The 17,276-nt window shown below is 60.9% G+C and carries 16 protein-coding genes and 1 pseudogene; 4 read left to right on the top strand and 13 right to left on the bottom strand.

Annotation, left to right across the window (positions count from 1 at the left end; all coding sequences use genetic code 11):
* Positions 1–76: 76 nt before the first annotated feature.
* Complete coding sequence (locus C5F71_RS26710; protein ID WP_092236837.1) at positions 77–1,663, top strand: RimK family protein; 1,587 nt, start codon at positions 77–79, stop codon at positions 1,661–1,663.
* A 220-nt stretch (positions 1,664–1,883) separates the two neighbouring features.
* Here the strand turns inward: C5F71_RS26710 and map are convergent, their stop codons facing one another.
* Positions 1,884–2,639 (bottom strand): type I methionyl aminopeptidase, encoded by a 756-nt coding sequence (map, locus tag C5F71_RS26705; protein WP_104912425.1) that lies wholly within the window; start codon positions 2,637–2,639, stop codon positions 1,884–1,886.
* Positions 2,639–2,839: a ParD-like family protein gene (locus C5F71_RS26700; RefSeq protein WP_029291544.1), complete on the bottom strand. Its 201-nt coding sequence runs from the start codon at positions 2,837–2,839 to the stop codon at positions 2,639–2,641. Before C5F71_RS26700 ends, map begins: the two co-directional genes overlap by 1 nt.
* A 250-nt stretch (positions 2,840–3,089) precedes the next feature.
* Here C5F71_RS26700 and ilvA point away from each other — a divergent pair, with 250 nt between their 5' ends.
* Complete coding sequence (gene ilvA / locus C5F71_RS26695) at positions 3,090–4,106, top strand: threonine ammonia-lyase, biosynthetic (protein WP_104912424.1); 1,017 nt, start codon at positions 3,090–3,092, stop codon at positions 4,104–4,106.
* Positions 4,107–4,273: 167 nt separating this feature from the next.
* Here the strand turns inward: ilvA and eco are convergent, their stop codons facing one another.
* Positions 4,274–4,756, bottom strand: a complete 483-nt coding sequence (gene eco, locus C5F71_RS26690; RefSeq protein ID WP_104912423.1) for a serine protease inhibitor ecotin — start codon at positions 4,754–4,756, stop codon at positions 4,274–4,276.
* 266 nt (positions 4,757–5,022) lie between these two features.
* On the opposite strand from eco, the gene C5F71_RS26685 reads away from it, so the two are divergent.
* Entirely contained in the window at positions 5,023–5,286 is a 264-nt protein-coding gene (locus C5F71_RS26685) for a DUF1652 domain-containing protein (protein ID WP_104912422.1), read from the top strand.
* Here the strand turns inward: C5F71_RS26685 and C5F71_RS26680 are convergent.
* Positions 5,287–5,469: pseudogene (locus tag C5F71_RS26680) on the bottom strand (hypothetical protein); the annotation flags it as partial.
* Between the two features lie 92 nt (positions 5,470–5,561).
* Between C5F71_RS26680 and aqpZ the strand changes: the two are divergent.
* Positions 5,562–6,251, top strand: coding sequence for an aquaporin Z (gene aqpZ, locus C5F71_RS26675; protein ID WP_029291556.1), 690 nt, complete (start codon positions 5,562–5,564; stop codon positions 6,249–6,251).
* Between the two features lie 13 nt (positions 6,252–6,264).
* Here aqpZ and C5F71_RS26670 read toward each other — a convergent pair whose 3' ends face one another.
* From C5F71_RS26670 to C5F71_RS26630, 9 genes are all read right to left on the bottom strand, one after another.
* Positions 6,265–7,206 carry a carbohydrate kinase gene (locus C5F71_RS26670; RefSeq protein ID WP_104912421.1) on the bottom strand — a complete coding sequence of 314 codons (942 nt, stop codon included), beginning with the start codon at positions 7,204–7,206 and terminating at the stop codon, positions 6,265–6,267.
* A gap of 12 nt (positions 7,207–7,218) precedes the next feature.
* Positions 7,219–8,700: a xylulokinase gene (gene xylB / locus C5F71_RS26665; protein WP_104912420.1), complete on the bottom strand. Its 1,482-nt coding sequence runs from the start codon at positions 8,698–8,700 to the stop codon at positions 7,219–7,221.
* 137 nt (positions 8,701–8,837) lie between these two features.
* Positions 8,838–10,319, bottom strand: coding sequence for a mannitol dehydrogenase family protein (locus C5F71_RS26660; RefSeq protein WP_092236819.1), 1,482 nt, complete (start codon positions 10,317–10,319; stop codon positions 8,838–8,840).
* Positions 10,320–10,335: 16 nt separating this feature from the next.
* Complete coding sequence (locus tag C5F71_RS26655; RefSeq protein ID WP_104912419.1) at positions 10,336–11,439, bottom strand: ABC transporter ATP-binding protein; 1,104 nt, start codon at positions 11,437–11,439, stop codon at positions 10,336–10,338.
* A gap of 28 nt (positions 11,440–11,467) precedes the next feature.
* The gene (locus tag C5F71_RS26650; RefSeq protein ID WP_029291568.1) at positions 11,468–12,298 is read right to left on the bottom strand and encodes a carbohydrate ABC transporter permease; all 831 of its coding nucleotides are present in this window, start codon (positions 12,296–12,298) and stop codon (positions 11,468–11,470) included.
* 10 nt (positions 12,299–12,308) lie between these two features.
* Positions 12,309–13,220, bottom strand: a complete 912-nt coding sequence (locus C5F71_RS26645; RefSeq protein WP_029291571.1) for a carbohydrate ABC transporter permease — start codon at positions 13,218–13,220, stop codon at positions 12,309–12,311.
* Between the two features lie 153 nt (positions 13,221–13,373).
* Positions 13,374–14,684 (bottom strand): sugar ABC transporter substrate-binding protein, encoded by a 1,311-nt coding sequence (locus C5F71_RS26640; RefSeq protein ID WP_029291573.1) that lies wholly within the window; start codon positions 14,682–14,684, stop codon positions 13,374–13,376.
* A 182-nt stretch (positions 14,685–14,866) separates the two neighbouring features.
* The gene (locus C5F71_RS26635; RefSeq protein ID WP_104912675.1) at positions 14,867–15,772 is read right to left on the bottom strand and encodes an AraC family transcriptional regulator; all 906 of its coding nucleotides are present in this window, start codon (positions 15,770–15,772) and stop codon (positions 14,867–14,869) included.
* A gap of 66 nt (positions 15,773–15,838) precedes the next feature.
* Entirely contained in the window at positions 15,839–17,131 is a 1,293-nt protein-coding gene (locus C5F71_RS26630; protein WP_104912418.1) for a glycosyltransferase, read from the bottom strand.
* Positions 17,132–17,276 lie beyond the last annotated feature (145 nt).

Below are 17,276 nucleotides of genomic sequence, written 5' to 3'. Positions count from 1 at the left end.
TTGCGTAACTAAACGAGACTTCTCTGAAAGATCGTGCTTAATAGAAAAGGTCAAGTTCTCTAGCGGATCAATCAATATGTCAGCGGTACACAGTCATTGGCGAGAAGTATCCGAGCAAATTGTCGCGGCGACAATCACCTCCGGCGGATATTTTTCCACTCCGCCCAAGAGTGCAAGCCAAGTGGTAATTATTGTTGAACGCAAGGAAGACTGGGCCTCGTACTTCCCCAGTGAAGATATTGTCACAGCCCAGGAATACCTCGAGCACCCCCGGCAGAACGAGGCCGGCAAACGGGTGCAGGTGATCAATCTGTGCCGCAGTTACAAGTACCTGGGGCATGGTTACTACTGCTCGCTGTTGGCCGAGGCGCGGGGGCACAAGGTAATTCCATCGGTGCGCACCATCAGCGAACTGACGAAAAAATCCTTGTATGGCCTGGCCCTGGATGACCTGGATAAAACCCTCGATAAAGCATTGAGTCATCACCTCTACAGTAATACTGAAGGTTTTACCCTGACACTTTATTTTGGTCGAACCAATATTGAGCCGTTGCAGGATCTGGCCCGCCAGTTGTTTGAAGCTTTTCCGTGTCCGATTTTATTAGTTGAGTTTCGCAAGAATAACGGCTGGCATATCGAAGGTATCAAGTCCGGGGTGTTACATAAGTTGCGTGATGACCAGGAAGATCAATTCGCCCATGCCTTGGATAACTTCAGCCGCAGGGTCTGGCGTCAACCGCGCTCCCGGCGCCTGGCCCGTTATGACCTGGCGATCCTGCATGATCCCCAGGAGCAGTTGCCACCGTCCAATGCCAAGGCCCTGGAAAATTTCGTGCGGGTGGGCAAGGGCCTGGGCATCGATGTGGAGCTGATCGAACGCAAGGACTACGCGCGGCTGGCTGAATACGATGCGTTGTTGATCCGCGAGACCACCAGTGTCGACAACCACACCTATCGTTTCGCCAAGAAAGCCGAGAGTGAAGGGCTGGTGGTGATGGACGACCCGGCGTCGATCCTGCGCTGCACCAATAAGGTTTACCTCACGGATATGCTCAAGAGCCATCAGTTGGGCATGCCCGCCACCGAGATTCTGTACAAGGAGCGACCGGAAGACTTCGAACGGGTTGGCGAGCGACTGGGCTTCCCCCTGGTGCTGAAAATCCCCGACGGCTGTTTTTCCCGGGGAGTGATCAAGGTGGAAAGCCAGGAGGCGTTGCTGGCCGCCACGGCCGAGCTGTTCGAACATTCGGTGTTGCTGCTGGCCCAGGAATTTTTCTATACCGAGTACGACTGGCGCATTGGCGTACTCAACCGCAAGCCGATCTTTGCCTGCCAGTACTTTATGTCCAAGGGTCATTGGCAGATCTACAACCACAAGGCCATCGGTCAGGACGTCAATGGCGAGTGCCGGACCCTGGCGGTGCACGAGGCCCCCAAGGCCGTGGTGGAACTGGCCGTCAAGACCGCCAACCTGATTGGCGATGGGTTGTACGGCGTGGACTTGAAGCAGTCCGGCGACAAGGTGGTGGTGATTGAGGTCAACGACAACCCGAATATGGATGCCGGAATTGAAGACGCCTACTTGCAGGACGATCTGTACTCCCTGGTGCTGGAAGAGTTCGTACGCCGCCTGGAGCTCAAGCGCCAGGGCCAGGTCTGGTGACCTGCTTCGAACTCAGGGAGGCGCGTTGCGCCGCACCGAGCGCGAAAATCCCGAGATCCTGCTGTTCAACAATCACTGACAGCGATGAGCGTGAGTGACTTCGCGAACGCAACACCGTTGATGAGCACGCGCTGGGAATGCTGCTGGGGCTGCGGCGGATTGCCAGGGGCGGCGGCAAAGCGGGGTGACAGGGCCCCGCATTGGCGCCAGTGCTGGGGGTTTAGGCGTTCGCCTGCAGGGTCAGCACTTCAAAACCATCAGCGGTGACGGCCACCGTGTGTTCCCACTGGGCTGAAAGGCTGTTGTCGCGAGTCACCACGGTCCAGCCATCCTTGAGGCTGCGCACCTTGGCGCTGCCCTGGTTGAGCATCGGTTCGATGGTGAACACCATGCCTTCGCGCAGGGTCAAGCCGGTGCCCGGTCGGCCGAAATGCAGGATTTGCGGTTCTTCGTGCATCTCCCGGCCGATTCCGTGGCCGCAATACTCGCGCACCACGCTGTAGCCATTGGCTTGGGCGTGGCTCTGGATCGCATGACCGATATCCCCCAGGCGGGCGCCGGGCCTGACTTGGCGGATACCGGCCCACATCGCCTCGAAGGTCTGCTCCACCAGGCGCCGGGCCTTGGGTGCGACGGTGCCGATCATGTACATCTTGCTGGAGTCGGCGATAAACCCGCCTTTTTCCAGGGTGATGTCGATATTGACGATGTCGCCGTCCTTCAACACATCCTTGGCACTGGGCATGCCATGGCACACCACTTCGTTGATCGAGGTGTTGATGCTGAACGGATAGTCGTACTGCCCAAGGCTGGCGGGGCGTGCTTGCAGGTCATTGCGGATAAACGCCTCGACCGCCGCATCCAGTTCCAGGGTGCTCTGGCCGGCGCCGACTCGGCTGTCGAGCATGCTGAATACCTGGCCCAGCAGGCGCCCGGCTTCGCGCATCACGGCAATCTGTGCAGGGGTCTTGATCATCAGCTGCGCCCCCGGATCAGGTCGGGTTTGTCGAGCAACAGTTTGTTGATCAGGTCGTTGTAGGCCAGGTGCGGGTTGAGCTCGGCCAACAGGCCGATCTTGATCCAGAACTCTGCCTGGGCGTTGATGGAGCGGTCCATGGTGGCGCTGGCCAAGCGGACTTGTTCGTGCAAATGGTCGGTAATCTTGACGATGCCCATGAGCTTCACTGTGTAGGGTGGATATACAAAGCGTATATGTTTCGTATATCGCAAGTAAACCCCGCAGTTGACTTGTAATAGGCTGCCGGTTAGTTTCGTTGCATGACATTTCAAACCTATCGTTCCCAGCCAAGCATTATTACCGCCATTCCTCATATGGCGGGATAGCGTTCGGCTGTACCCAAACCCGCCCTAGAGGCGGGTTTTGTTTTTCCGTCTCCAGGGCTCTGTCAAACGCCAGGAGACACCCATGAGTAGCCCACTGCCGCAGTCCACGCTCGACGATGGCTTGCTTGAGCATTACGTGAAGAAAATCCTCGCCGCGCCGGTCTACGACCTGGCGGTGCGCACGCCGTTGCAGCCGGCCCCGGCGCTATCGGCGTTGCTCGGCAATCAGATCCTGCTCAAGCGCGAAGACCTGCAGCCGACGTTTTCCTTCAAGATCCGCGGCGCCTACAACAAACTGGTGCAGCTTACCGATGGGCAAAAAAGCTGCGGGGTAGTCACTGCCTCTGCCGGCAACCATGCCCAGGGCGTGGCCCTGGCGGCGCGTGAACTGGGGATCAAGGCGACTATTGTGATGCCCAGTACCACCCCCGAATTGAAAGTGCTGGGCGTGCGCTCACGGGGCGCCGACGCGGTGCTGCACGGCGCCAGTTTTCCGCTCGCTCTGGCCCATGCGTTGCAGTTGGCCGAACAGTCGGGGGGCACTTTTGTGTCGCCCTTTGATGATCCAGACGTCATCGCCGGACAGGGCACCGTCGCCATGGAAATCCTGCGCCAGCAACAAGGCGCACTGGACGCGATCTTCGTGCCGGTGGGCGGTGGCGGGTTGATCGCTGGCATCGCGGCCTACATCAAGTATCTGCGCCCCGAGGTGCGGGTCATTGGCGTGGAGCCCGAAGGCTCCAGTTGCCTGCTGGCGGCCTTGCGTGCCGGCGAGCGGGTGATATTGCCCAGCGTGGACAGTTTTGCCGACGGCACCGCCGTGGCCCAGATCGGCGCCTACGGCTTTGAAATCTGCCGCCAGCATGTCGATGAAGTCATCACCGTCAGCAACGATGAACTGTGCAGCGCGATCAAGCTGATCTACGACGATACCCGCTCCATCACCGAGCCTTCAGGCGCCCTGGCGGTTGCCGGAATCCGCCGCTATGTGCAACGCACCGGGGCCCAGGGGCAGACGCTGGTGGCGATCAACTCCGGGGCCAATATCAACTTCGATAGTTTGCGCCACGTGGCAGAGCGGGTGGCGGCACAAGCCTGACGCCCCCCTTGTGGCGAGCGGGCTTGCCCCGCGCTGGGCTGCAGAGCAGCCCCAAACCAGGCGCTACGGAGGATCTGAAACAGCGCATTCGGCTTGTTGGGGCTGCTGCGCAGCCCAGCGCGGGGCAAGCCCGCTCGCCACAGAAGGCCTATTTACCGATCTGCGCGTTACTGCTCGCTAGCCTTCTCGACCGTGGTCGATGTCGACCAGATGCGGTAACGCACTTCGACATCTTTTGGAACATATACAACGATGGGCAACTTGCTGTTGTAACGCAGCACAAAACCGTCGCCGACCACCGGCACAAAGTCCTCGCGGGTCTTGCCATCGGGGCAGGCCATCATCGTGCTCATGGGGCCGCTGACCTTCTCCAGGCGGTAAAACGGATAGCCCCAGCCTTCGAGGTTTTTCTCTTCCAGCACACCGCCCAGGCGCTGCTGGTTGCAGTCCACCAGCAAGGTTTTGCCGGCGAGGATTTCGACCTTGAAGTCCTGTTCCTGGGGCTTTGCCGGTAAGTGGATGACCTGGCGAACATGCCCGGCGTCGGCCTTGGGGTAGGGCGCGATATCTTCAAGTTTGGCGGCATTGGCCTGGGCGGCCAGCACGCTCATGGCCAGTACCGAAAGGAGGGTGAGAGCAGAAGAGGTCATGGGACTTCCTTATCTTAGGGGGCAATAAAACAGCGGCTGCCACGATGCACGCCAACGTCCGGCCGTGCAAACCAGCAGCAACTTATATAAGGGTTGCTGGTGCTTATGAGGAAAGGATCCTACACCTACAGACACAAGGAGTAGGCTTTGCAGTTAAAGCGCCTGCCAGGGTTGGCAAGCGTGAAGTCAACCGTCCTGACGCGGCGGTCAGACTGTCGGTATCGATAAAAATTCATTGGCGGTCTCAAAAAAGGAGAGGTTCAGCCATGCTTTCTGAATTGGAATTACGCGGCCTTATTGAAGGCAGCTTCCTGCCCAGGCGTTGTGAATGCATCAAGGCTCAGGATGCGTCGTTGACCATCAAAATCTACGATGACGACGGTACGGATGTCACCTTCACCGGCATCCAGGCCCACGAACTCAACAGCAGCCGAGCGATCTGCAACTTGATCACCGAGTTGCGTGAAGACCTCAAGCATGCCCATGCCCATGCCCCGGCTCCGCGCAGAGCGGGGGCGAGACTGTACTGATCAGCGTACGGCAGGATTGCGGGCCTGGATAAACCCCAGGCCCAACGCCAACTCTGTGCCCACGGCCAGCAAAATCCCTGGGCCGGCATGGCCATTGAGCCATTCGCCGATCCCCAGCCCCGCCAACCCCAGGCAACCGACGATAAACCCTGAAACCAGTGCGCTGCGCGTGGGGGATGGGGGCGTGTGGCAAGCCTCAGACAAATCCGATACGGCGCCGCCCGCTTGCGCTGCTACTGTCCGGCGACATCTGTCGCCAGTGGCTGAGGTAGGGCGTGCAACAAAAAATCGCAGCAGAGTTTCTCGGCACTTTCTGGTTGACCTTCGGCGGCTGTGGCAGCGCCATTCTGTCGGCCGCATTTCCCGGCCTGGGCATTGGCTTTGCCGGGGTAGCCCTGGCGTTTGGCTTGAGTGTGCTGACCATGTCCTACGCGGTGGGCAGCATCAGTGGCGCGCATTTCAACCCGGCTATTACAGTCGGCCTGTGGGTGGGAGGACGAATGCCGGGGCTGGATGTGTTGCCCTATATCATCGCCCAGGTCGCCGGGGCGACCGTCGCGGCGGCGATTCTCGCGCTGATCGCCAGCGGCCGGCCAGGCTTTGAGCTCGGTGAGTTCGCAGCCAATGGCTACGGCGCGTTGAGTCCGGGCCAGTACAGCCTGTTGGCCGCACTGGTGGTAGAGAGCGTGGGGACGTTCTTCCTGGTGTTTATCGTCATGCGGGTCACCACACCCGGCGCCGCGCCAGGGTTTGCGCCAATTGCCGTGGGCCTGACGCTAACCCTGATCCACCTGGTATCGATTCCCGTCACCAACACCTCGGTCAACCCGGCGCGCAGTACCGGAACGGCGCTGTTTGCCGGCACCGATTACCTGATGCAGCTCTGGTTGTTCTGGCTGGCCCCGCTGGCTGGCGGCATCGTCGGCGCCTGGGTGGCCCGGGGCGTGCGAGTGACGGCGAAGTGAAACCGCATGGGGTTCATTCGTTTAATTGGTGGCGATAGGGCAGGTCTGGCCCGGTCTTGCCACAGGTCAGCGCGGCGGCACGGATGGCGAACTTGAGCATGCCGTCAATCTGCTCGCGGCCCAGGCCCTGCACACCTTCCACCGAATCCAGCTGCTGTTCGGTGAGCCAGGCGATCAAGGCCGCCTGGAAGGTGTCGCCAGCGCCCACCGTATCGGCCATCACCACCTTGACCGCCGGGGCCGACCAGTTACCGTGCTGGCGGCTGAACACGCTCGCGCCATCGCCGCCACGGGTCAGGAAAATCAACTGGCAGCGGTGCTGTAGCCAACCCTGCAACACGCTTTCCGGCGCCTGGCCGGGGTAGAGCAGGTGCAAGTCTTCATCGCTGACCTTGATCAGGTCGGCATAGTGCACCAGTTCAGCCACGCGCCGGCGCCACAGTTCGATATCCGGCTCGGGGTTCAGGCGCACATTCGGATCGAGGCTGATCAGGCGCTTGCCGCTTTCCCGGCGGATCAGGGCCAACAGGCTGTCAGCGACCGGCTGCACCACCAGGGAAAACGAACCGAAATGCAGACCGCGTACGCGCCCATCGAGCACCGGCAGATGTTCGATCTGCAACTCCCGATCGGCACAGCCTGCGCCGCGAAAGCTGTACTGCGGTGAACCGTTGGCCCCCAGGGCTACCATCGCCAGGGTGGTCGGCGCGGCAAACTCCACCAAATAGTCGTCGTGCACGCCTTCATCCTTGAGGACTTGGCGCAGGCGCTGGCCCAGGTAATCGCTGGACAGCCCGGCGAACAACCCGGCCTCGATCCCCAGGCGGCGCAGGCCCACGGCGACGTTAAACGGCGAACCGCCGGCAATTGCCTTGAAATTGACTTGGGACGCCTGCGCGCTGGCATCCTCCTGGCTGAAAAAATCAAACAGCGCTTCGCCACACACCAGATACATAGTTATTCGCTCTTAAAGGGTTGCCACATGCTGTTGATAACGTTCATAGGCCTGCTGATAAGCCCTGACGCTGGCGGCGACAGGCTGGGTGCGGCTGGCCGGGTCGACGCTGACGCAGCGTGCACACAGCGCCTGCAGGCTTTCGCCAGACTGGCACCATGCGGCCTGGATCGCCGCGCCCAGGGCCGCCGCTTCGCTTTGTTCGGTACACACCACTTCGGTGTCCATGATATCGGCGACCATCTGCCGCCACACCGGGCTTTTCGAGCCGCCGCCGGTCAGGCGGATACTGTGGCTTTGCAGGCCGGTCTGGCGCAACAGGTCCAAGCCTTGGCGCAAGCCGAAGGTGGTGCCTTCGACCACTGCGCGGCATAGATTGCCACGGGTCAGGTTGGTCATGGTCAGGCCATGCAGGCTGCCGGTGGCGTGGGGCAGGGCGGGCACGCGCTCGCCATTGAGGAACGGCAGCATGCTGACGCCCTCGGCGCCAATCGGGGCCTGGGCCACCAGGGCGTTGAACGCTACCAGGTCGAGCTCGAACAATTCGCGGATGACCCCGGTGGCATTGGTCAGGTTCATGGTGCAGATCAGCGGCAGCCAGCCACCGCTGGAAGAACAGAACGTCGCCACCGCAGCTTCGGCGCTCACCGTCGGTTGATCGGCAAACGCATACACGGTGCCCGACGAACCAAGGCTCATGGTAAACACCCCTGGCACGATGTTGCCGGTGCCAATCGCGCCCATCATATTGTCGCCGCCACCACTGGATACCATGGCCCCGGGGTTGATCCCCAGGCGTTCGGCGATGGCCGGCAGAATGTTGCCCACGGGCTGGTTGGCCTCGATCAACGCGGGCAAAGCCGCCTCCAGGCGCCCGCTGGCATCGATGTGCCGCAGCAACGCAAGGTCCCATTGGCGGGTGCGCACATTGAAATAGCCGGTGCCCGAGGCGTCGCCATACTCGGCGCAGGCGCGGCCAGTGAGCCAATAGTTGAGGTAATCGTGGGGCAGCAGCACATGGGCGATGCGTGCGAAAACATCCGGGTGTTGTTCCAGGGTCCATAGCAGCTTGGACACGGTATAGCCCGGGGCAATCGCGACGCCCAGCCGCTCCAGGGAGCCGCTTTCACCGCCCAGGTGCTCGAGTAAACGGGCGTTTTCGGAGCTGGTTTCGGTGTCACACCACAGCTTGGCCGGGCGCAGTACCTGGCCGTGCTCGTCGAGCAGCACCAGGCCGTGTTGCTGGCCGGAAACCCCGATGCCGAGGATGTCCTGGCCATCCACGCCGGCTTGTTGCAGGGCGCGGTGGGTGGCTTCGGTAAAGGCGTCCAGCCACTCCTGAGTGTGCTGCTCGCGCCGGCCATTGGCGCCGCTGATCAGTGTGTGGGCAGCCGCGCCCAGGCCCAGCACCTTGCCGCTGGCGGCGTCGAGGACGATGGCCTTGGTGCCTTGGGTACCGCAGTCGATGCCGAGGAACAGAGATTGCCGGGTCATAGTTATCGCTCAATGGAACGCGGTCAAAATGTGGGAGCGGGCTTGCTCGCGAAAGCGGCGTATCAGCCAAACATTTATCAACTGACCCACTGCTTTCGCGAGCAAGCCCGCTCCCACATTATTTTGCTCAAGTTGTGTCAGTGAAGGTTGGCGAGCAGGTGCTTCAGCGTCTCTGCGACACCTTTGTCACGCAAACTGGCAAAACACCGCTCAAACGCTGCCACAAACTCAGGTGAGTTGGGAATCGCCGGGCCAAAAATCTCTTCCACACCCAACAGCCGCTGACTGACGCAAGCGTCATCCACCACCAGTGCCCGGCAGAAGTCCGCGCGCGGGTCGGGGATGCGGTAGCGCACGCCGTTCTCGTCCACACCTCGCAGGTACAAGGCCCAGGCCGCCACCACCAGCGCTGCTCGCTCGGTGTCGCGACCCTCGGCAATCAGGCGGTTGATGGTCGGTACCGTGAACTTGGGAAACTTCGACGAACCGTCGGAACAGACCCGCTCCAGTTGATCGGCAATCGCCTGATTGGAGAAGCGCTCCACCAAGGTCTGCTTGTACTGGTCCAGATCGATGCCCGGCACCGGCGCCAGGTTGGGGGTCACGTCCAGGTCCATATAGGCGCGCATATACGCGACAAACAGCGGGTCGTTCATGGTTTCGTGGACAAACCGGTAACCCTTGAGAAACCCCAGGTAGGTCAGGGCCAGGTGGCTGCCGTTGAGCAGGCCGATCTTCATTTCTTCATAGGGCGTGACGTCGTCGGTGAACTGCACACCCACCTGCTCCCAGGCTGGCCGGCCGTTGACGAACTTGTCTTCCAGTACCCATTGCACAAAAGGTTCGCACACCACCGGCCAGGCATCATCGATGCCGTGTTCATCATGCAGTTGCAGGCGGTGGGCGGTACTGGTCATGGGCGTGATGCGGTCGACCATGGCGTTGGGGAAACTCACGTTGGCCTGGATCCAGTCATGCAGTTCGGCATCGCGCAACGCGGCGAACGCCAGCAACGCCTTGCGGGTCACGGCGCCGTTGTGCGGCAGGTTATCGCAGGACATCACGGTAAAGGCCCGAATGCCTGCAGCACGGCGCTGGCTCAGGGCCGCGCAGATAAAACCGAATACGGTCTGCGGCGCCGCAGGGTGGGCCAGGTCATGCTGGATCTGCGGCAAGTGGGCCATGAACTCACCGTTGCTGTCGTCGATGCAGTAGCCGCCCTCGGTGATGGTCAGCGACACGATGCGTATTTCAGGGCTGGCCAGTTTGTCGATCAAGGCCTGGGCGCCGTCCTGTGCCAGGAGCATATCGCTGATGGCGCCGATCACCCGCACTTGGGTGTCGTCGGTGTCGCCCAGCTCATACAAGGTGAACAGATAGTCCTGGCCGGCCAGGTCATCCCGCGCCTGGCGGTCTTCGGCGCGCAGGCCGATGCCGCAGATGCTCCAGTCCAGGCCGACACCGGTGTTCATCAGGGCGTCGGTGTAATACGCCTGGTGTGCGCGGTGGAAACCGCCGACGCCGATATGGGCGATGCCTTGGCGTGTGTCGGCAATGGCATAGGCGGGCAGGCGCACTTCGGGCGCCAACTGGGTGAGATTGTGTTGATTGAGTTTCATCAAAATTCTCGCGAAATCAGGCGGCAGCGCGCAGTGGACGGGCCACCGCCACGCCGTCGGCGTCGAATAGATGGCAGTGCGCCGGGTCCAGGTGCAATTGCAGCGTCTCGCCATACTGGCTGGCCATATCGCCACGGATCCGCATGGTCAGCGGCTCGCCACTGGCGGTGAGCACATGGCAGAACGTGTCGCTGCCCAGGCGCTCGCCCACGTCGGCGGTGACGGTGAGGCTGGTATCGCCCGGCGCGGCCAGTTCCAGGTGCTCGGGGCGGATGCCCAGGGTCACGGCGCTGCCCACGCTCAAGCTGGCGCTGCTCAATGGCAGGCTGATCAGGGTGCCAGCGTCCAGTTGCACATCGCAGCCCTGGCCTTCGACCCGCGTAACCTGGCCCTTGAGAAAGCCCATTTTCGGCGTCCCCAGAAAACCCGCGACAAACAGGTTGGCCGGCTGGTGATACAGCTCCAGGGGGGAGCCCACCTGCTCGATGCGCCCACTGTTAAGCACCACCACCTTGTCGGCCAGGGTCATGGCCTCGACCTGATCGTGGGTCACGTAGATCATGGTGGCTTGCAGTTCTTTGTGCAGGCGCGCCAGTTCCAGGCGCATTTGCACGCGCAGGGCGGCGTCGAGGTTGGACAGCGGCTCGTCGAACAGGAAGATCTTCGGGTTGCGCACAATCGCCCGGCCGATGGCCACCCGCTGACGCTGGCCGCCAGACAACTGCTTGGGCTTGCGCTCCAGCAGCGGGCCCAGCTCCAGGATGCGTGCAGCTTCACTGACTTTGCTGTCGACGATCTTCTTGTCCACGCCCGCCAGATCCAGGGCAAACGACATGTTCTTGCGCACGCTCATATGCGGGTACAGGGCATAGGTCTGGAACACCATGGCCAGGTCGCGCTTGGCCGGGGTCACTTCGGTGATGTCGCGGCCATCGAGTTCGATGGTGCCTTCGGTGACTTCCTCAAGGCCGGCAATCAGGCGCAGCAGGGTGGACTTGCCACAGCCCGAAGGCCCGACAAAGACCACGAATTCCTTGTCGTTCACTTCCAGGTCGATGCCCTTGATGATGGAGAAGCCTTCGAAGCCTTTTTGCAGATTCTTGATTTTCAGGTTGGCCATGATGGGCCTCCATTTTTTATAAGGGTCGTTATTTCACGGCGCCAAAGGACAGGCCGCGCACCAGTTGCTTCTGGCTGATCCAACCGAAGATCAGGATCGGCGCGCAGGCCAGGGTCGAGACGGCGGACAATTTGGCCCAGAACAAACCTTCGGGGCTGGAGTAGGAGGCGATCAACGCGGTCAGGGGCGCGGCATTCGACGAGGTCAGGTTCAGCGACCAGAACGCTTCGTTCCAGCACAGGATCAGCGACAGCAACACCGTGGAAGCCAGGCCGCCCTTGGCGATGGGCAGCAGCACCCGCACCATTTCCTGCCACAGGGTGGCGCCATCCAGGCGCGCGGCTTCGAGGATGTCCTTGGGAATGTCCTTGAAGTAGGTGTAAACCATCCACACTACAATCGGCAGGTTGATCAGGGTGTAGATGATGATCAGCGCAATGCGCGTATCCAGCAGGCCCATGCTCTTGGCCAGCAGGTAGATGGGCATCAGCACACCCACGGGTGGCAGCATCTTGGTCGACAGCATCCACAGCAGCGTGCCCTTGGTGCGCTGGGTTTCGTAGAACGCCATGGAGTAGGCCGCCGGCACCGCAATCAGCAGGCACAAGGCGGTGGCGCTGAAGGAAATCACCACTGAGTTCCAGGCGAAGCTTACGTAATTGCTGCGCTCGTTGATGTGCAGGTAGTTCTCAAGGGTTGGCGTGAAAATGAACTGCGGCGGCGTGGCAAACGCGTCGATTTCGGTCTTGAAACTGGTGAGCACCATCCAGAAGATCGGGAAGAAGATCACGATCGCGATGGCCCAGGCCAGGGTGCCGAGCAACAGGCTTTGCAGGCGGCGGGATTGTTGAAGCGTCATGGCGCGGCCCTCAAGGCTTGTCAGTCAGGTTTTTGCCGAGCATCCGTACCAGGATGATCGCCGCGATGTTGGCAATGACCACGGCAATCAAGCCGCCGGCCGAAGCCATGCCCACGTCGAACTGCACCAGCGCCTGGTTGTAGATCAGGTAGGCGAGGTTGGTCGAGGCGTAGCCGGGGCCGCCGTTGGTGGTGGTGAAGATTTCGGCGAACACCGAGAGCAGGAAAATCGTCTCGATCATTACCACCACGGCGATAGGCCGGGCCAGGTGCGGCAGGGTCAGGTGCCAGAAGATCGCAATCGGGCCGGCTCCGTCCAGGCGCGCAGCTTCTTTCTGTTCCTGGTCCAGGGACTGCATGGCGGTCATCAGGATCAGGATGGCGAAGGGCAGCCATTGCCAGGACACAATGATGATGATCGACAGCAGCGGGTAGTGCGCCAGCCAATCCACCGGCTGCGCGCCAAACAGCTTCCACACCGCCGCCAGCACGCCGGACACCGGGTGGAAAATCAGGTTCTTCCAGATCAGTGCACCCACCGTGGGCATGATGAAGAACGGCGAGATCAACAACACCCGCACCAACCCACGACCGAAAAACTCGCTGGCCTCCAGCAAGGCACTGATCAACACGCCCAGCACCACGCTGATCAACAGCACGCTGCCCACCAGCAATAGGGTGTTGGTGGCGCCGGGCAGGAAGCCGGAATCGGTGATGAAGTAGGTGAAGTTCTCCAGGCCCACGAATTGGTTTTCGCCGGGGTAAAGCAGGTTGTAGCGGATCAGCGAAAAGTACAGGGTCATGCCCAGGGGCACGATCATCCACAGCAGCAACAGGGCTACCGAGGGGCTGACGAGGAACCAGCCGGGGTTGAGCAGGCGGTTTTTACGCGGTTTATCCGCAGCAGCGGTTTGCACATTCATAGGATCAAAACCAGTTTGCAGAGCGAGAGTCGGAGCGCGGTCAGGGTGGGAGCGGGCTTGCTCGCGATAACGGTGGTTCAGCCGACATATTTGGTGACTGATACACCGCTATCGCAGGCAAGCCAGCTCCTACATTTACGGGGGGAGGCTGGGTTATTTGGGATAGCCGGCGCGCTTCATTTCCCGCTCGGTGGTGGTTTGCGCGGCAGCCAGGGCCTGGTCCACCGTCTGCTGGCCGGTCAGGGCGCCGGAAAAGAACTTGCCCACCTGGGTGCCAATCGCCTGGAACTCAGGAATGGTCACCAACTGGATACCGATATACGGCACCGGCTTGAGAGTCGGTTTGGTCGGGTCCGCAACCTTCAACGACTCCAGCGTCACCTTGGCAAAAGGTGCGGCCTGCATATATTCCTCGCTGTAGGTCGAGGCGCGGGTACCTGGCGGCACGTTGGCGATACCATCGGTCTTGGCCACCAGCGCGCCGTACTCCTTGGAGGTGGCCCAGGCACTGAAGACCTTGGCTGCGTCCTTGGCCTTGGAGCTGGTCGGGATCGCCAGGGACCAGGAATACAGCCACGAGGTGCCCTTGTCGGTGACCTGCTGAGGGGCAAAGGTGAAGCCGACGTGATCGGCGACCTTGCTCTGGGTCTTGTCGGTAACAAACGAGCCGGCGACGCTGGCATCCACCCAGATCGCGCACTTGCCGCTGTTGAACAGCGCCAGGTTTTCATTGAAACCATTGCTGGACGCACCCGGCGGGCCGGATTTTTTCATGTTGTCGACGTAGAAGTTCAGTGCATCCTTCCACTCGGGCCCGTTGAATTGCGGTTGCCACTTTTCATCGAACCAGCGTGCGCCATAACCGTTGGCCAGGGTGCCGATCAGCGCCATGTTCTCGCCCCAGCCGGCCTTGCCACGCAGGCACAGGCCGTATTGTTCCTTGCTCTTGTCGGTGAGTTTTTCGGCAAACTCGCCAATCTGCACCCAGGTTGGATGCTCAGGCATGGTCAACCCGGCCTGCTTGAACAGGTCGGTGCGGTAGTAAGTAATGGAGCTTTCTGCATAGAACGGCAGGGCGTACAGCGTGCCCTTGACGGAAAGGCCGTCGCGCACGGAAGGGAACACATCGTCCAGGTCGTAGGACGCCGGCAGATCCTTCATCGGTTCCAGCCAGCCCTTGGCGCCCCAGAGTGCGGCTTCGTACATGCCGATGGTCAGCACATCGAACTGCCCGCCCTGGGTGGCGATATCGGTGGTCAGGCGTTGACGCAGGACGTTTTCTTCCAGTACCACCCAGTTCAACTTGATCTGCGGATGCTCGGCCTCGAAGGTTTTCGACAGCTTTTGCATGCGGATCATGTCGCTGTTGTTGACGGTGGCAATGGTCAGGGTCTGTGCGCCCAGGCTGACGGCGCTGAGGGTCATGCAGGTACAGGCAAGCAGTGCTTTTGCAGGGAAGTTCATCGCGCACTCCGTTTCTGCGCCCAGGGGCTGCAGAAGGACAGTTATTGTTGTTGTGTCTTCCATGGCTGCAGGAAGAGTGTGCGTTGATTACAGCCTTCTAAAGGCGCGGTGACAAATCCTTGAGCGCACTTGCACTGATACTTTTTTGCACTGATGTGCGCGGCCTTTTACCGGCACCGGGCTCAGGCCAGGTTCTGTTCGGTCAAGCGCTGCATCGCCAGGCGCCGATAATGGGAGGGGGTCATGCCTTTGAGCTGCTGAAAGCGCCGGTTGAAGTTGGAGATATTGTTGAACCCCGATTCAAAGCACACGTCGGTGACGGCCTTGTCACCATCGGCCAGCAGTTCGCAGGATTTACTGATGCGCAGCCGATTGACGAACTCGATGAAGGTGCGCCCGGTCGCCTGCTTGAACACCCTGGAAAAGTACGTCGGCTTCATGCCCAGGTGGTCGGCTACTTCTTCCAGGGGCAACTCCCGGCCGTAATGGGCGAAGATATAGTCCACCGCGCGGTTGGTGCGGTCGATGCTGTGCTCATCGGCCAACTGCGGGGTGGTCACCCCGGACAGTAACTGGTAATCCTCGCAGGCGCTCAACACCTCCATCAGGATCAAAAAGTGCCCGAGCCGCGCCACGCCGCGTGCCTCTTCGATCTGCTGCATCAGCGTCATGGCCTGGGCGATGGTGTGCTTGCAGCGAAACTCGATGCCGTACTTGGCCCGTTCCAGCAACGGCGCCAGGGCCTTGAGCTCACTGAAGACCGGGACGGCGCTATCAAACAACTCGTCGGTAAAATTCACCAGCATGTCGCGCTTGGGCACCACCTCATCCTCGGCCACCTGGCTGATCCAGTTGTGGGGCAGGTTGGGGCCGGTGAGGAACAGGCTTTCGGGATAGAAATTGCCGATGTAGTCGCCGATAAACACTTTGCCGGAGCTGGCAATAATCAGGTGCAGCTCGTATTCCTTATGGAAATGCCAGCGCACCAGCGGGCAGGGGAAACCATGCTGGCGATAGATGATGGACAGGCCATTGTGGTCGTCCATCAATTCATAGGAGGGGTCGGTGATTCGCGCGGCTCGAGTCATGCTGGCGTCGCTTTTATTGTGGTTGCGCAACCGATAATGCCCCGTTGCGCAGCCCCTCGCCAGCATTTAGAGCGAGCGGTTTTTTGCCTCGATCCACTGGGCCATGTACTGGGTACTTTTATGCAGATGGTGGCGCAACATGCTGCCGGTGAAGTTGTTGCGTCGATGTTGCGCCAGTTCGCCACGGCAATGTTGCAGGCGCTCGACCAGCGCCGGGCCGTGCAGTTGCGGGGCATAGCGCCGGGCCAGCAGTTCGCGGCCAGCGGCTTGGGCCGCGGTCCAGGCTTGCGGGTCGGTGTACAGTGCCACGGCAGCGGCGGCCAGGGCGCTGGCGCTGTGGGCGATCGCTCCGGGCCAAGGCTGCCCGTCGGCCATGCCTTCGGCACCGATGGGGGTGGTGATGCTGGGTGTACCGCAGAGCATGCCGTCCGCCAGCTTGCCCTTGATCCCGGCGCCGAAGCGCAACGGGGCCAGGCAGATGCGTGCGGCTGACATGACTTGCAGTGCGTCTTCGGCCCAGTTCATCACATGAAAGCCCTGGGCCGGGTTATGCAGCGCGGTGGCCTTGGGCGGAGTATAGGCGCCGTAGATATGCAACTGGGCGCCCGGCAGTTGCTGGCGGATCAGGGGCCAGAGACTGTTCTTCATCCACAGCACGGCATCCCAGTTGGGGGCGTGGCGGAAGTTACCGATACTCAGGAAGTGCGCACGGTCTTCAAACGGCACAAATGCTTCGCTGGGCTGCTCGATCATCAACGGGCACCAGTGGAGCAGGGCGCGGGGCACCTTGAAATGCTCGGTGAGCAGTTGGATCTCGACGTCGGAAATCATCAGGCTGATATCACAGCGGTAGATCGCTGCGATTTCGCGCTTGGCCAGGTCGGTTGGCGCCATCAACTGGAATTCCTCATCCAGGGCGGGAGCGAACAGCGGGCTGAAATCATCTGCGTCAGGCTGGCTCTTGAGATGGTCCTTGAGGCGCTGATGGCGGGCATCGCGCAGGCTCTGCAAATCTGCAGTTTCCAGTACGCGCAAGGCCTCCGGGCAGTGCTTCTCGACCCGCCAGCCGAACTGCTCCTCCATCATGAAACGGTCGAACAGCACGATATCCGGGGCGAGTTCCCGGATAAATTCGTCGAAACTGCTGTTATTGAGCTCGATGGCGCATTCGCGGATGCCCAGGGCGGCAAGGTCGGCCTTGTGCTCGCCGATGGCCGCCGGGCTACTGAAGGTTATTTCCCAGCCTTGAGCAAGAAAACTCTCGAGGATCTGCATCATATGCCCGCCCGCAGCTGAGGAACGGGGCTCCGGCCAGACATAACCAATGACCAGGACGCGGGTGGCAGGCTGATTGTTCAACGATGAATTCCTTCAAGGGCAGGGCAAAAGCGGCGCAATTAAACCACAGCCGCCCGGCCCGGGCGCAGTCATGACATTTTGTGTTCGGCCATAGGTGTCAATCGCACTTTGTGGTTAACTTCTGCCTCTCGAATTCGTTTCATCT

It is taken from the genome of Pseudomonas sp. LG1D9, assembly GCF_002949995.1.
In the GTDB taxonomy this organism is placed as follows: Bacteria; Pseudomonadota; Gammaproteobacteria; order Pseudomonadales; family Pseudomonadaceae; genus Aquipseudomonas; species Aquipseudomonas proteolytica.
Note: the sequence above shows the minus strand (reverse complement) of the source record. Positions and strands in the feature narration are given on the sequence as shown.

What these genes read in the sequence shown, in the direction of transcription:
- eco (WP_104912423.1), bottom strand. Translation starts at nt 4,756, where the DNA reads ATGACCTCTTCTGCTCTCACCCTCCTTTCGGTACTGGCCATGAGCGTG.
- ilvA (WP_104912424.1), top strand. Translation starts at nt 3,090, where the DNA reads ATGAGTAGCCCACTGCCGCAGTCCACGCTCGACGATGGCTTGCTTGAG.
- C5F71_RS26700 (WP_029291544.1), bottom strand. Translation starts at nt 2,839, where the DNA reads ATGGGCATCGTCAAGATTACCGACCATTTGCACGAACAAGTCCGCTTG.
- C5F71_RS26710 (WP_092236837.1), top strand. Translation starts at nt 77, where the DNA reads ATGTCAGCGGTACACAGTCATTGGCGAGAAGTATCCGAGCAAATTGTC.
- C5F71_RS26660 (WP_092236819.1), bottom strand. Translation starts at nt 10,319, where the DNA reads ATGAAACTCAATCAACACAATCTCACCCAGTTGGCGCCCGAAGTGCGC.
- C5F71_RS26685 (WP_104912422.1), top strand. Translation starts at nt 5,023, where the DNA reads ATGCTTTCTGAATTGGAATTACGCGGCCTTATTGAAGGCAGCTTCCTG.
- xylB (WP_104912420.1), bottom strand. Translation starts at nt 8,700, where the DNA reads ATGACCCGGCAATCTCTGTTCCTCGGCATCGACTGCGGTACCCAAGGC.
- C5F71_RS26640 (WP_029291573.1), bottom strand. Translation starts at nt 14,684, where the DNA reads ATGAACTTCCCTGCAAAAGCACTGCTTGCCTGTACCTGCATGACCCTC.
- C5F71_RS26650 (WP_029291568.1), bottom strand. Translation starts at nt 12,298, where the DNA reads ATGACGCTTCAACAATCCCGCCGCCTGCAAAGCCTGTTGCTCGGCACC.
- map (WP_104912425.1), bottom strand. Translation starts at nt 2,639, where the DNA reads ATGATCAAGACCCCTGCACAGATTGCCGTGATGCGCGAAGCCGGGCGC.
- C5F71_RS26635 (WP_104912675.1), bottom strand. Translation starts at nt 15,772, where the DNA reads ATGACTCGAGCCGCGCGAATCACCGACCCCTCCTATGAATTGATGGAC.
- C5F71_RS26645 (WP_029291571.1), bottom strand. Translation starts at nt 13,220, where the DNA reads ATGAATGTGCAAACCGCTGCTGCGGATAAACCGCGTAAAAACCGCCTG.
- C5F71_RS26655 (WP_104912419.1), bottom strand. Translation starts at nt 11,439, where the DNA reads ATGGCCAACCTGAAAATCAAGAATCTGCAAAAAGGCTTCGAAGGCTTC.
- C5F71_RS26670 (WP_104912421.1), bottom strand. Translation starts at nt 7,206, where the DNA reads ATGTATCTGGTGTGTGGCGAAGCGCTGTTTGATTTTTTCAGCCAGGAG.